At 60.2% G+C, this 13,725-nt stretch carries 10 protein-coding genes and 1 pseudogene; 6 read left to right on the top strand and 5 right to left on the bottom strand.

The window, feature by feature from the left end:
• Positions 1-12: 12 nt before the first annotated feature.
• From WN982_RS26100 to WN982_RS26090, 3 genes are all read left to right on the top strand, one after another.
• Positions 13-231: a hypothetical protein gene (locus WN982_RS26100; RefSeq protein WP_341318507.1), complete on the top strand. Its 219-nt coding sequence runs from the start codon at positions 13-15 to the stop codon at positions 229-231.
• 258 nt (positions 232-489) lie between these two features.
• Entirely contained in the window at positions 490-795 is a 306-nt protein-coding gene (locus WN982_RS26095) for a hypothetical protein (RefSeq protein ID WP_341318506.1), read from the top strand.
• Between the two features lie 707 nt (positions 796-1,502).
• Positions 1,503-1,661 (top strand): DUF3309 family protein, encoded by a 159-nt coding sequence (locus WN982_RS26090; protein WP_341318505.1) that lies wholly within the window; start codon positions 1,503-1,505, stop codon positions 1,659-1,661.
• A 410-nt stretch (positions 1,662-2,071) separates the two neighbouring features.
• Here WN982_RS26090 and WN982_RS26085 read toward each other — a convergent pair whose 3' ends face one another.
• Complete coding sequence (locus tag WN982_RS26085) at positions 2,072-2,206, bottom strand: entericidin A/B family lipoprotein (RefSeq protein WP_341318504.1); 135 nt, start codon at positions 2,204-2,206, stop codon at positions 2,072-2,074.
• 124 nt (positions 2,207-2,330) lie between these two features.
• On the opposite strand from WN982_RS26085, the pseudogene WN982_RS26080 reads away from it, so the two are divergent.
• Positions 2,331-2,483 (top strand): annotated as a pseudogene (locus tag WN982_RS26080) (integration host factor subunit alpha); the annotation flags it as partial.
• Between the two features lie 481 nt (positions 2,484-2,964).
• Here WN982_RS26080 and gor read toward each other — a convergent pair.
• On the bottom strand, positions 2,965-4,380 hold the full coding sequence (gor, locus tag WN982_RS26075) for a glutathione-disulfide reductase (protein WP_341318503.1): 1,416 nt from the start codon (positions 4,378-4,380) through the stop codon (positions 2,965-2,967).
• A gap of 176 nt (positions 4,381-4,556) precedes the next feature.
• Between gor and WN982_RS26070 the strand changes: the two genes are divergently transcribed.
• On the top strand, positions 4,557-5,252 hold the full coding sequence (locus tag WN982_RS26070; RefSeq protein ID WP_341318502.1) for a VIT family protein: 696 nt from the start codon (positions 4,557-4,559) through the stop codon (positions 5,250-5,252).
• Between the two features lie 129 nt (positions 5,253-5,381).
• Here the strand turns inward: WN982_RS26070 and WN982_RS26065 are convergent, their stop codons facing one another.
• The 3 genes from WN982_RS26065 to WN982_RS26055 all read right to left on the bottom strand — a co-directional run bounded on the left by WN982_RS26065 (position 5,382) and on the right by WN982_RS26055 (position 12,629).
• Positions 5,382-5,774, bottom strand: a complete 393-nt coding sequence (locus WN982_RS26065; RefSeq protein ID WP_341318501.1) for a phospholipase D-like domain-containing protein — start codon at positions 5,772-5,774, stop codon at positions 5,382-5,384.
• Positions 5,775-6,265: 491 nt separating this feature from the next.
• A complete protein-coding gene (locus WN982_RS26060; RefSeq protein WP_341318500.1) occupies positions 6,266-7,201 on the bottom strand; it encodes a hypothetical protein in 936 nt (311 codons plus the stop codon).
• 1,390 nt (positions 7,202-8,591) lie between these two features.
• Positions 8,592-12,629 (bottom strand): CheR family methyltransferase, encoded by a 4,038-nt coding sequence (locus WN982_RS26055; RefSeq protein ID WP_341318499.1) that lies wholly within the window; start codon positions 12,627-12,629, stop codon positions 8,592-8,594.
• 266 nt (positions 12,630-12,895) lie between these two features.
• Between WN982_RS26055 and WN982_RS26050 the strand changes: the two genes are divergently transcribed.
• Positions 12,896-13,615, top strand: a complete 720-nt coding sequence (locus WN982_RS26050; protein WP_341318498.1) for a Crp/Fnr family transcriptional regulator — start codon at positions 12,896-12,898, stop codon at positions 13,613-13,615.
• Positions 13,616-13,725 lie beyond the last annotated feature (110 nt).

Here is a 13,725-nt window from a genome sequence, read left to right as displayed (position 1 = left end):
TGAGAGGGTTCGATGGACAGTACCGGCGGCACCACAATCATGACCAAGATCGCTCTCAACACGCCAACAGTGCTTGCTGCAATAGGCTCGGGGCTCGCTCCAGTATTGTGCTGCGCCTACACTCTGGATGCACAACTCGACTGCAAATCGAACGCGCATGCGTTCATCGCGCCACTGGTGAACGATCAATCTATCGATCCGAATCCGACGCGTGTTGAAGCCACGCTTTGAGCGGCGAACACTCAGTCGTGGGCCGGAAAACTTCCGCGCTGCGTCGCGGAATCGGCAATTGCCCGCCAGAGGAATGGGCGGACCCGAGATGTACATGGAGGCGTTAGAAGAGCGCGGTGAATGCGCGTTTCGAATGGATCGAGGCCCTGCGAGAGCACCCAACAGCGTGGAGCGATTTGCATGACGAGATCGACCACTGGTTAGTCTGGCTGGATTGACACTTCGACGTACAGGCAGCGACAGATCAACGAGGAATTTATGGGAATCCAAACAACCAACTGGTTTCCGCTGGACAAATACACCCCTGTCCGCGATGGATGGTACGAGGTGCAACTTGTGAGTGGGGAGACGACCTTTGCGAAGTTTGGCGGCGGTGAATGGACTGAAAAGCCTTTGCTCGTATTCACTCATTGGCGCGGCTTGAGCGCCGACCCCGCCAGGTCTGGCGAAACGGAGGCTATCGGCGCGGAGGCGACTCTAGCAGAAGGTGTCCGGGACGCGTTGAACGTTTTTTTCCCGGGTGTGGGCGGTGAGACGCACAAGCCGCGCGAAGACTCCGAGTAGCGTGGGGGCACCTGGCCCATTGAAGGGTCGACCAACACTAAGAAGATTTGATAACGGCGAACCCACATTTCTTTCGCCACGGCTCCCCTCAACCTGTCATTAGCCTTGGCCGGCGTGGCAGAGGTCTCTTGCCGGCGATTTCCTTCCAACTTTCGCCCGACGAACAGCCTGGCTCTTGTCGGAGGCCCCCTCGGCATGCCTCTCGGGTGCGGGATGTTCTTGCCGCTGAGCGACCGATCACGTTAAGGGGGACTGCAGGATTCGGACTCGTTTGTATCTTCGCTGCACTGCACTATCAATAGAATCGGTGGCTCGGCGTTGATGGACCTGGTTGGGCTGGACCTTCAGGAGCAGAGTTAATGCAAAGCCTTCTGAGGCGAAGTCGCCGCTGCGCCGGCAGACTGAACGAGCCGCGGATGGAAGCGAGTGTGGACATGGCTCACTCGTTAGATCTGCCGCGCTCGCAGGCCTCTAACCGCACGGAGTAGTCTGAGGGAACCCGAACAATATGTGATGTGTATTTTTGCTTTTTTTGCTAGTTGAATTACGGGTCAAGGGGGATTGAAATGAATCTGGATGTCATTGAAGTAACGGGAAACAGTTCAAGAATCAAACGTCCCGAATGTGGAACGTTGGAGCGAACTCGCCGGCGAACCTCGCGATACTCGTGCAGGAAAACGTTTCGTGCTTGATAAACGGAGCAAACCATGAGCTTAGGTACAATTCTTCTGATTGTCTTGATATTGATTCTCGTTGGCGCGTTCCCGAGCTGGCCACACAGTCGGAGCTGGGGCTATGGCCCTAGCGGCATTGTCGGTGTAATTGTGGTGATCTTGCTCATCCTGGTGCTAATGGGACGAATTTAACAATGACAGCAGCTCCCACTTACTGAGGAGTGGTCTTTTTGCGAAAAGGGAAGCGCCGTCGACAGACCGCGGTGCGGAGGGCGTCGCGGGCGCCTGAATCATCCCCTCCGTTATGCCCGCATCTACAAGTTATGCGAGAACCGTTGAATGCGAAGGAAGCCAGGTGAACTGAAGTTGAAGGAAGCGCAGGATCGGCGACACTACGCCAGGCGACATCCACATCCTTGTTGCCCCCGAGGGGGCGATGCGGATACGTCGGCAATCGAGCTCACGGCACAATAAGACGATCACCGCGCGCAATTGAAAACGCGGCACCATCACGGCGCCGCGTCTGCTGCGATGATTGGCAGCGAATGGGCTTGTTGACCTCGGCTCTTGACTTCGTTGGCGCGCTCCCTCAGCTGGCTCCCTTACTTGGGCTCTTGTGCCTCATTCTTGATCGCCTGGCCGCCCTTCGAAATGTCCTGGCCTACGCCCGCCATCGTGCTGCAACCGGCGAGAACTGCGGTACCAGCAATCAGCATCCATGCAATCAATCGAATCATTATCTTCCCCTTGTTCAAATCAGGATCGGAGCAGATTAATTTTAGACGATTTTGCTGTCGGTGCTGTCTGCTTCGCCTGTCGGCATCGACTGGCGCGGCATCGTGACGTGGATCTGAGTGCCGCCGCTCGCAATCGCAGCGTCCCGCACGCAAACCGAAAAGCCGGATAGCGATTCTGATTGCGGCGCGCCGCGTCGTCACGTTCCATGCAGGCCGAAGCTCAAGGCGCGACGCGAATCATGCGACGAATAGTGACCCAGTGACTGGCCGACGGTGACCGCTTTCGGTAAAGAACTCGAAATGACAAGTCATAGCCGAACGTCGACACTCACCTCCGCCCCTACTGGGGTCGTCGGCGCGCTGTTCAGGATTCCACACGGTGGTCGTGGAGCAGATGAATGAAGGTGCGGACGAGTTTCGCGATGGCGTTGATGCTATCGGTCTGAGGTCGGGCCTGCTGTGGCCACGGCAGACTCCTCGCAGCGAAACGGGACGACGCGCGCGGGCAGTTGCGCGAATGACGCTCGCGCGACGCGGAGCGCCTGTTCCCGGAACAGAAACGCAACGGATGCGTGACGCATCGATCGCCGTTTGCCAGCACGAAGTGGAGTTGACCCGGTTTCGTGGACACCTATTCTTTGGAACAGGAGGGGTCCATCATGCAGAGACATCGCACTCGCGCTTGTCGAGCCCTAGCCGCTCCTACGCCGCGATATGGCTGCAGCGATGGTGACGAATCGGTCCGGCATCCTGCAGTTTCATCGCGGCGTCTGTAACCCCGGATCGCCGGACACCGGGCATGTTGGCGAAGCGGGCGGCGCCCACGGGTCCCTCATCGTCACGAATTCCTCGGCCGAAGTCGGGTGGACGCCGACCGTCATGTCGAACTGCGCCTTGCTCGCGCCCATCTTCACCGCGATCGCGACGCCCTGGATGATTTCGGCCGCATCGCGTCCCACCATGTGCGCGCCCACCACTCGCTGGCTCGCGCGCTCGACGACCAGCTTCATAAAGGAGCGCTCGTCGCGACCGCTCAGCGCGTGGCGCATCGGACGGTATGATGTTTTGTACAGGTCGAGCTCGCCGAACGCAGCGCGTGCCTCGGCCTCGGTCATGCCCACGGTGCCGACTTCCGGCTGGCTGAATACCGCCGATGGCACATTGTCGTGATCGGCCGGGGTTGGCCGTCCGCCGAACAGCGTCGCCGCCAGCGCGGCACCTTCATTGATCGCGACGGGCGTCAACGGCACCCGGTTGGTTACGTCTCCGATCGCGTGGATCGACTCGACGCGGGTCCTCGAAAACGCGTCGACCACCACCGCGCCCGTGGCATCGAGTGCAACGCCGGCGGCCTCCAGTCCGAGGCCGCCAGTGTTCGGCGCGCGGCCGGTCGCGAACAGCACCGCGTCATAGTCACCGCGGCCGCCGGAATCGAGCGTCGCGTGCAACGTGCCGTCGGCCGCCTTCTCAAGTGCGAGCACGCTGGTCCGGTTCCGGATCGCGATGCCTTTTTTCGCCATCTCGTCCGCCAGCATCTGCCGCACGTCGTCGTCGAACCCGCGCAGGATCTGCTCGCCGCGATACAGCAAGTCGACCTGCGAGCCGAGCCCATTGAAGATGCCGGCGAACTCGACCGCAATGTAGCCACCGCCGACCACGGCGATGCGCCGCGGCAGCTTGCGCATTTCAAGCGCTTCGTTCGACGTGATGGCGTGCTCGACGCCCGGAATCGACGGCAGTGCCGGCCATGCACCGGTCGCGACAACGATATGGCGGGCAGTAATGCGGCGCCCGTCCTGCGCGATCACCACGGTGTGCGGATCGGCAATGACAGCGCGGCTTGGGCAGAGCGTGACACCGGCGTTCTCCAGCATCCCGACGTAGGCCGCGTTGAGCCGGTCGATCTCGCGGTTCTTGCGCTCGATCAGCGTTTCCCACGAAAAGCCTCTCGTCTCGACTTGCCATCCATAACCGGCGGCATCGACCAGGTCCTCGCCGTAGCGGGACGCGTAGACCAGCAGTTTCTTCGGCACGCAGCCGCGGATCACGCAGGTTCCGCCAACGCGGCTTTGCTCCGCGACCGCCACTTTGGCACCGCTGGCGGCGACCATCCAGGACAGCCGGATGCCGCCCGATCCCGCGCCAATGACAAACAAGTCGTAATCGAAGTCCATGGCAATCCTTGGTGATGGGATCGGCTGACATTCAAAACGTTGTTGTCGCCCGAGCACGGCGGTATGTCAATATCCGTCGACCAAGTGACGCGCCGCTACCGTAGCTACACAATCAGGCTGCTCCTGCGTCCACCCGCCATGAGAGAGTGCATCAACGTTTCCAATGTGGAGGAATTATGCCAGGGCGACATAAGGAACGGCACCGTCTCGAATCCATCAGCTGGTTGCGCGCCGCTGTGCTGGGCGCCAATGATGGCATTGTCTCGACGGCGAGCCTTGTCACCGGCGTAGCATCAGCACACACCGCTCATGGAAGCATTGTGCTCACGGCGATGGCTGGGCTGGTGGCTGGGGCCATGTCAATGGCGACTGGAGAATACGTATCTGTTTCCTCGCAGGCAGATACAGAGAAGGCAGTCCTGGCCCAAGAGCAGGCCGAACTCGATGCTGACTTTCCGCGCGAGCATCGAGAATTGACTGCAATCTACGTGCGTCGTGGGCTCGATTTTCCGCTTGCAAGGCAGGTTGCCGAAAAACTGATGGCGCACGACGCACTTGGTGCTCATGCGCGAGATGAGCTCGGCATTTCGAAAGTCACCCGCGCCCGACCTTTGCAAGCCGCGTTGGCTTCTGCCTGCAGGTTTTCGGTGGGCGCCACGTTGCCGGCTATGATTGCCGCACTCGCGCCCGAATCGGTGCTGCTCCCTGCTACAACCCTCTCTGCTCTGGTTTCACTAGGCATTCTCGGCGGTTTGGCCGCAAAAGCGGGCGGAGCGAAAGTCGGCCCCGGCGTTATCCGCGTGGTCTTCTGGAGTGCTTTGGCAATGGGCGTGTCAGCAGGTGTCGGCGCCTTGTTTGGCGCGGTAGCCTGAAGCGCTGCAGGGGTGGCGTCAAGATACGGACGCTTACTTACGCCAGAAGCCCGAAAAGCCCTATTGCATAAGGATTCTTTGCACCGAGTCCCCCAGAGACCTTCGCGATCAGGAACGCGCCTTGCGCAGCTAAAGAAGCTGCCCCCACAATCGGGCGGTCCACTCCTTCAGGCGCAGCAGCAAGGATCGATGCTTCCAGCTCGCCACGTCGATCTCATCGGATCCCGCCATGTCCTCCGTAAATGCAGCTTCCATTTGCCGTGCGAATGTCCGGCCTAGCATAACGGCGTTGATCTCATCGTTGTCCAGCGCGCTGCGCCAATCCAGGTTGCTGGAGCCGACGCACGACCAGACGCCATCCACGATCGCCGTTTTGGCGTGCAGCAGGGCGCCACGTCTCTCGTAGATTTTCACGCCCGCTTCCAGCAGATCTTCGTAGTGCGAGCGGCCCGCATAAAACGCGGATGCCGAATCGGAGTGGCTGGGCAGAATCAGCCGGACGTCGACGTCGCTTTGCCGCATCGACGAGCGCTCTGACGAGTTGCGGGTCGGGGACGAAGTAGGCGTTGGTCAAGTACACGTACTTTTCCGCATTGCTGATCGCCGCGATGAGCGTCAGATAAATGAGACTGAACGGATCGTCGGGCGTACTGCCGACGGCGCGAACGATCTCGCTGCCCTGAGGCAACAGATCGGGAAAATAGTGCCGCTGGGCCAGCGGGATCGGCGGCACGGCGCGGCGAACGCAGCAGCCGGATTCCCCCACGCGGCGGCGCTTGCGTGGCGTATCCCGAGTACACCGATCACGATCCGGCCGGTTCGCCGAGTGCCAGGGCATGCGCCCCCATCCCGCCAAATAGGCGTGCACGCAAAAGGATTCGAGTAGCCTGGTGTCGTTGCGTGACCCGAAAAAGCGCCGTGCTCACGATCCTCATGTTTGCGCGCGTATTTCCATATCGAATCGCGTTGCGCCAAGCCCAGCGTCGGCGTGTCGCTCCGGCTCGATTCCCCAACTACTGCTTCGTCTGCTGCCGCTGGTATTCGTCATATTTCATCTGCATATACTGCTGTCGATCCATTTCGTGCAGCTGTCGCGGATATTGCTCGCTGGCGTTGAACCAGTTGTTCAGGCGTTGCTCCAGCCGTTTGTCGGGCGGGCTCGACAGCGCGCCGAGATAGGCATCGATGGCCAGGTAGTAGCGCATGGTGTTGCGCTCCACGAGACCGCGCACCCCGCTGACGTATTCCGCCTGTGCCGCTGACGGATCAGCGATATCGGTGAAGCCGACCTTGCCGCGTCCGAAGGTGGCCAGATAAGCTTTCATGGCAAGACGCCCGATCACGCCGTAGCTGTAGGCATAGGTCAGATGCAGGAACGTGTGGTCGCCGTTGAGGGCCACCGCTTCCAGAACGATCCGATAATCCCGCGTGTTCAACGGTCCGCTGTCAGCGTGGAGCTTCACCTGCAAGTATCCCGTGCTGGTGGTCGCTGCGTCGTAATCGAATTGCACGCGGTAAGTGGTCCCGATTTCTTCGGCGACTTCCTTTTTGCTGACGTTCACGATCAGCGTGTTGCCGTTGCTGCCGCTGGAGGCATGGCAATACTTGATATTGGGATGCAGGATCAACGCCTCGCACCAGTTCACCGGGCCTAGCGACGGGTCATTGAGTGCGCCGTCGACAGTCGGGAATGGGTAGTCCATCACGGCGTAGATTTCGCCTTTGAGCGTGGATGGCGACTCCTCCGAATCAAGATACAGCCGCCGTTGAAACTGGTTATGGTCGAGCCTTGGAATCAGGCTTTGATACGTCTCGAGCAACCTGTCAGCATCGTCCGACCCATTCGCCGCCAGGCTCTGGCACAGCAGACAGCATGCCACCAGAATGGCCAGCATTCGCCCCCGTTTGCCTCGCTGGCCGGTGGCTGGATTTCTGGCAGGCGCGCTCATCAACTTGCTCCGGCTGGTTTCTCCAGACGGGTGCAGCCTGTCGTGGACGGTCACCTCGTCCGTCGTTGCGTGTCCGCATGTCGTCGCGCGTCGCAGCAGGACGCGGCATCGCCACCCCGGTCAATTCATAATAGGACCCGCGTGGCGGAGAAAACACTAGGGCTTTCGCGAAAAGGAGAGTGTGAAATGGATCGAAGGCTTCGTGCACCTTGCTGCACTGAAGATGCGCCGTCCGGATACGCACAGAGTCTAAGCGTATGTTCCGGTCTGTTGGGATTCGCCATACCGGACAGTGGCGTTCCGCTGACGCCCGCCGCGGATGCGCCAATGGTGGTGTCGATAGCGCCTGTTACCCTCCCCCTCGAAACTCGACATTGAGAATCCGCTGGCAAGGAGGACTTGAACGGCCGGTATGGTCGACACGGAGTCGGTCGTGTGGCATCGGAGACTCAGCAACTGACGCCGCGCGCACGTCACGCCAGCAACCATGGAAATTCAAGGGCACCGAGGGCTACGAACGCCTGTGTGCGTGTCGGCTACACCTGATGACCCTGCTCAAATTATCGCGGCAATGTGTCTGGTCCTAGGTGACCTCGTTGGAACGCTTGAGAGGCGCCGTTGGACGCTGACCAAATACTCTGACGCGGCCAATTTTCCGGCAGGTAATCCGACGGCCGATCCGGCCGTCGAGTTTCCGCAGGACCTCTGGTACGTTGAGCAAAAGAGCGGAGACGTCTCTCCGCAGATCGAATTTACGCGGACCTCCGCCCTTGATCTGAACGGACAAAGGCAGATCGTAGCGAATGCGTGTCAGTGGCTCGCAAAGGGCGGATATCGCGGGCCTTACTGCGACTGCACCGGCGCCACAATGTTCGATCGAAGCGATAACCCCACGACGGGCCCTGCGCAGGATAAGTGTGCAGGGCGCGCGCTTCGTGCAAGTGCCGCTTCGGTGCCAATTCGTCACTTCCTTACGGTTCCTATCCGGCCGCCTACCTGACGTCGAGCGTCTGATGGAAAACCCAACTCGAATCGACTCGGGCGCACGCGCCTGATGACTATCTGCACGAGACCTGCGGGCTTGTCATCATCGAGTGCGGTCGCGAAAGATATGTGCGTTGCCGCACCATGGCGACAACATGGCATCGCGAACCATCGCTTACCTCACCTGGCCGTGCGGGCACCACGACCAATCGTCGAAAACAGATTCGACGATTGGGGAGCGCACGCCTCGGCGTGCTACAGGGGAAAGTGCTTGGTCAGTAGAGTCGGAAGCTCTTACACAGACCGATTTACCGCATCCGGTTTTCCGCGTGTGTCGTGCGTACTTTCAGTCTGCACGAAAAGCGGCTGCAGGCGCGCCGGCGTTTACCTGCCGTTATCGAGCTCACTACGTATGCGACTTCCCCTCCATTCCCGCGCCAAACAACCGGATCAATGCTTCATAATCGACTGGCTTGGTCAGATGGTGGTCGAACCCAGCCTCGGCCGACCTGAAGCGATCCGCCGGCAGTCCGTACCCGGTGACGGCTACCAGAATCACGTTTCGATTGGATCCGGATTCACGTAGCCTTCTCGCTACCTCGTAACCGTCCATGCCGGGGAGTCCGATGTCAAGAAGTACGACGTCAGGGCTGAAAGTTGCCGCCGCGCTGATTCCCGAAACACCATCCAGGCGGGTCTCGACCTGATGACCTTCGTTTGCGAGAAGCATCGCCAGGGCCTCACTCGCGTCGGCGTTGTCATCAATAATGAGAATCCGGTTTGGTCGCACGGCGACCGGTGCCGGCTGCGAATTGACCTGCTCCCCGGCGCTGGGTCCCGGGTGGAGCGGCAGATCGACAATGAATTCACTGCCGGTCTTGCCGTCGCTGACGGCCCGAACCGAGCCGCCATGTAACTCGACCAGTCGTCGCACCACGGACAGGCCGACACCCAGACCGTTCTGGCGCTGGCTATCGGATGCGGGTCCCTGAACAAACATGTCGAAAAGGCTCCCGAGCATCGAGGAGGGGATACCTCTCCCGTTGTCCTTGATGCTGAGCGATAGCCGATGAGCCGTTCTGGTCGCCCGCAATTGGATGGCTCCTCCGGGCGCGGTGTATTTCGCCGCGTTGATCACGATGTTCTCGATGACCTGCGAGAGGCGCGTCGGGTCCGCGTTTAGCCAGATGGATTCTTCCGGCAGGGAGACGGACAGCGTATGACGACGCTCATCGACGATCGGCTGGCAAACTTCGATGGCGCTCTGGACGATCGTTTTGAGCAAAACCGTCTGTCGATTCAACTCGATATTGCCGCTCGTTATCCGCGAGATATCGAGCATGTCGTTCACGAGATGCATCATCGCGCGACCCTGCCGCTGTATGACGCCGGCGGCCCACGCCTTCTGTGAATCTGCGATCATTTCCGACGCGAGCAGATTTCCGGCTGAAACCATCGCCGCAAGCGGATTGCGCAGTTCATGGCCAAGCATTGCCAGAAATTCGTTTTTTCGCCGGTCGGCTACAGCCAGCTGTTCAGCACGCTCGCGAAGGTGAGCATTGCTCACGCTGCGGTTAACGAGGTCGCGCTCAGTCGATGCCACCGCGATAACGTTGCCGGCGTCGTCCGACAGGACCGACAGCGTAAGCCAGATATCGACCACGCGCCCGTCCTTCGTTACCCGCTGTGTCTCGTAGGAATGCAGCGCCTCGTTGTGCTCAGCATGGCGGATGAAGTCGAGATGATCCTGCCTGGCACCGCGTGGCACCAGGTCGGAGACGGTCATGCGCAACGCTTCGGTCTCGCTGTAACCATACATCGCACTCGCAGCCTTGTTCCAGGCGAGAAAGCGGCCTTTGAGGTCGAATACCGTCACCGCGTCGTTCGAATCCTGAACCACTGCGGCAAGGCGTCGGGCGCGCAGGTCGGACAGCTTGACATGGGTGATATCGGTCCAGGTCACCACGACGCCAGCAGGCGGCGTTCCGCGAATCGCGATATACGGCGTGACACGGCGAACATACCATTCCGCGGTCGCGGTTTCGATTTCCTTCTCGACCTTCTGGTCCAGGCCCCGAAGCACCCGGTCGACATCCTCCGGCAACGCGTCGCCAAGCGGATTACCGAGGACATCGACGATCGCGCGTCCGATGTCAGGCGGCGCAAGTCCGAAAATCCGCCCTGCGGTTGGTGTGAAGCGTCTGATCGCGTGATGCTGGTCGAGAAGCAGCGTCGCGATTTCCGTGCTGGCAAGCAGATTCGTGACGTCGTCATTGAGGATCTCCAACTGATGGACCTTCTGCTCGAGCTGGGAATTGACGACATTCAACTGCTCGTTGACCGCCTGCAGTTCCTCTTTCGAAGTTTCGAGCTCTTCGTTTGCGGAGCGTAATTCCTCATTCATCGAAAGGATTTCTTCGTTCGATACCCGTAATTCGCTGTTGCTCTCTTCCAGTTCCTCGATCGTGCTGCCGAGCTCAACCTGCGTCGTGCGAAGCTCGCTCTCGAGATGCCAGAGGTCGGAATCCTCGCCGGAGGGGACCATCGACACAGCCCGGTCGACCGTCGGCAACCTGGCGAAGATGACAAGCAAGGCTTTGCCGGCATGCGTCGTGTCGAACGGTCGCGTCACCGTGATTTTTACCGCAGGTGCACCTCCGTCAGCGACGATCTCACTGACCGGTGAGGCTGCGTGATCCTGAATCGCCCGGCGCAATACAATCCGTAGTTTCAAGCGCAGGCCTTCGCGCGCCATGTCGAGAATGTTACCGGTCGGCTCACCTGCCGGTTGCGTCAGGTATTCATCTGTCGAACCGCTCACGTAGAGCACCTGGTGAGCGGAATTGATCAGCACCGATGCGGCATGGTGCTCTTCGAGCAGCGTGGCGTTGACCAGTTCCGCGTACCCCTTGCTGCGGACACCGACGCGGCTCGCGGGCGGGAATTCCTCGCGGCGTGCCGTTCTGGCGGAAAACCGGTAGCCAGAGACTGTCGGCGCGACGACCGGACTGCGCTGGTAAATACGCCAGGCCCTCGACACTTCCTGGAACTGGGTAGAATCAGGGTCGGTACTCTCCGATCGCCCCAGAAACAGATAGCGTTTCGGATTGAGCGCGAAGTGGAATAGCTCAAACACCCGCTGCTGGGCCTCCGGCTCGAGGTAGATCAGCAGGTTCCGGCAACTGATCAGATCGACCCGGGAAAACGGCGGGTCGGCAATCAGGTTCTGCGGAGTGAACAGAACCGTTTCGCGAAGTTCCTGCCGGATCTGGAATCCATCGCTGTGCGCCTGAAAGAATCGCTCGAGCCGCGCTTCACCAACCGGTGACGCCACGCTGGCTGAATAGATGCCCTGCCGTGCGCGTCCCAGCGCAACGCGGTTCACGTCAGAGGCAAGGATCATGAACGTCCGCGTCGCCCGGCGCTTCTCGATTTCCTCGGTCAGCAGCATGGCCATCGAATAGGCCTCTTCGCCTGTCGCGCATCCCGGCACCCAGACGCGAACGGGCTGCTCGCTGTCCGGTTCTTCCAGAAGGACAGTCAGAACGCGTTCGGACAGCGCGGTCCATGCATCGGGATCGCGAAAGAACTCTGTCACACCGATCATCATGTCCAGGCTAAGCGCCTGAGCCTCCCCGGCCGTGGTTCTCAGGATCTCGCAGTAAGCATCAAGGCTGTCGACCCGGTTGACCACCATGCGGCGGGCAATGCGACGCTGAAGTGTTCCCCGCTTGTAGCCCCTGAAATCCGATCCGGCTGCAGCAAGTGCCCTGAGCACCGGTTCAAGATCGACCTGTTGCGCAAAATCAGCCGAGGTCGGCGACGTCCCGGCGGTGGAGCGTGTGATGTAATCGAACAGTGCAGCAGGCATGCTTTCGACTGGCAGCACATAATCGACCAACCCCGTTGCAATTGCATGGCTGGGCATTGCGCTGTGCTGGGCCGTTTCAGGGGTTTGCGCCATCACCATGCCGCCCTCCGCCTTGATCGCTCTCAGGCCTGCTGAACCATCCGCGTTCGCGCCAGTGAGCACGATCCCGATGGCGCGATCGTGCTGGTCAGCGGCCAGCGACGTGAAGAACTCGTCGATCGGCATGGGAATTGCCGGACGATCAACGGCGGCCCGCAGCCTGAACGCGTCTTGCCTGATAACGACGGATACCTTCGGCGGGATGACATAGACGTGCCCCGCTCGCAGCACTGCGCCATCCTCGATGGCTGACACAGGCAAAGGCGTGTCTTTGGCCAGCAACCCCGGGAGATGGCTCTCGGAGCCCGGAGCCAGGTGGACAACGATCACAAACGCAACGTCGTTCGGAATCGCGGTAGCCGCCCTGAAAAACAGGCTCAGCGCATGAAGGGCACCGGCCGACGCGCCGATCGCAACTATTCGGGGAGAGACGGCCAGCCCGGGCGCGATAGAAGTGTTATTGGAATCATTCATGATGCATCGCCGATGACTGCTGGAGCGCCAGTGTAGCGCCTATTACGCGGCGACTGATCGACCTTCAGATGCAGGGGCATTTCGCTTCTGTCGTCCAGTGTCGCAAACGGACCAGGCGAGAACGGGTTTAGTGTGAAAACAGACTCGTGACTATATGCTCGATGTACCATGCGCGGTGCCTCGAATATCTGTTTCGACGTGTCACGCACAGGAACGGGCCGGCGAAAGCGGTGCAGTTTCCAGACTGTCTGTGAGGGATGTGGTAAATGCTGAAGGAAGATCATCGAAATGGCAATCACCTGCTCGCGGCGCTGGACGAGGCGGAGTGGGCGCGCGTCGCTCTTCACCTGGTGCCAGTGGACTTGTCATTGGGGCAGGTCATCTACGAGCCTGGCTGCCGTCTCGACCACGTCTATTTCCCGGCAACATCCATCGTTTCGTTGCTGTACGTACTGGAGAACGGCGCATCCGCCGAAATTGCCATCGTGGGTAACGAAGGCATCATCGGCATTGCGCTCTTCATGGGCGGTGAAACCACGCCGAACCGGGCGGTTGTGCAGAGCGCCGGACGCGCCTATCGACTGGATGCCGGTGTCCTGAAAGAGGAATTCAATCGCGCGGGTGCGGTGCAACGCCTGTTGCTGCGCTATACCCAGGCATTGATCACGCAGATGGCGCAGACCGCCGTTTGCAACCGGCACCACTCAATTGACCAGCAACTGTGTCGGTGGCTGCTGCTTAGCATCGACCGGCTACCGTCGAATGAACTGACGATGACGCAGGAACTGATCGCCAACATGCTCGGCGTCCGGCGAGCCGGCGTGACGGAAGCGGCGATGAAACTGCAGGATGCCGGACTGATCCGCTACAGCTATGGCCGTATTGAGGTGCTGGACCGACCTGGACTCGAAAAGCGCGTGTGCGAGTGCTATGGCGTTGTCAGGAGAGAGTGCGAAAGACTGCTGCCTGATCTGAAGGCGATGTGACGGGTCCACCTTCCACGCAGCTGGCGGGAACGCTCTTCCCGTACAGATCAACGCCGGCGCGACGCTTTGTTACATTGGGTACCCCCTAGTACCGGCGGCTTTCTCCGCGT

Origin of the sequence: Paraburkholderia sp. IMGN_8 (assembly GCF_038050405.1) — a bacterium.
Classification (GTDB): domain Bacteria; phylum Pseudomonadota; class Gammaproteobacteria; order Burkholderiales; family Burkholderiaceae; genus Paraburkholderia.
This window is presented reverse-complemented; position numbering and strand designations above follow the sequence as displayed.

What these genes read in the sequence shown, in the direction of transcription:
- WN982_RS26100 (WP_341318507.1), top strand. Translation starts at nt 13, where the DNA reads ATGGACAGTACCGGCGGCACCACAATCATGACCAAGATCGCTCTCAAC.
- WN982_RS26095 (WP_341318506.1), top strand. Translation starts at nt 490, where the DNA reads ATGGGAATCCAAACAACCAACTGGTTTCCGCTGGACAAATACACCCCT.
- WN982_RS26090 (WP_341318505.1), top strand. Translation starts at nt 1,503, where the DNA reads ATGAGCTTAGGTACAATTCTTCTGATTGTCTTGATATTGATTCTCGTT.
- WN982_RS26085 (WP_341318504.1), bottom strand. Translation starts at nt 2,206, where the DNA reads ATGATTCGATTGATTGCATGGATGCTGATTGCTGGTACCGCAGTTCTC.
- gor (WP_341318503.1), bottom strand. Translation starts at nt 4,380, where the DNA reads ATGGACTTCGATTACGACTTGTTTGTCATTGGCGCGGGATCGGGCGGC.
- WN982_RS26070 (WP_341318502.1), top strand. Translation starts at nt 4,557, where the DNA reads ATGCCAGGGCGACATAAGGAACGGCACCGTCTCGAATCCATCAGCTGG.
- WN982_RS26065 (WP_341318501.1), bottom strand. Translation starts at nt 5,774, where the DNA reads ATGCGGCAAAGCGACGTCGACGTCCGGCTGATTCTGCCCAGCCACTCC.
- WN982_RS26060 (WP_341318500.1), bottom strand. Translation starts at nt 7,201, where the DNA reads ATGAGCGCGCCTGCCAGAAATCCAGCCACCGGCCAGCGAGGCAAACGG.
- WN982_RS26055 (WP_341318499.1), bottom strand. Translation starts at nt 12,629, where the DNA reads ATGAATGATTCCAATAACACTTCTATCGCGCCCGGGCTGGCCGTCTCT.
- WN982_RS26050 (WP_341318498.1), top strand. Translation starts at nt 12,896, where the DNA reads ATGCTGAAGGAAGATCATCGAAATGGCAATCACCTGCTCGCGGCGCTG.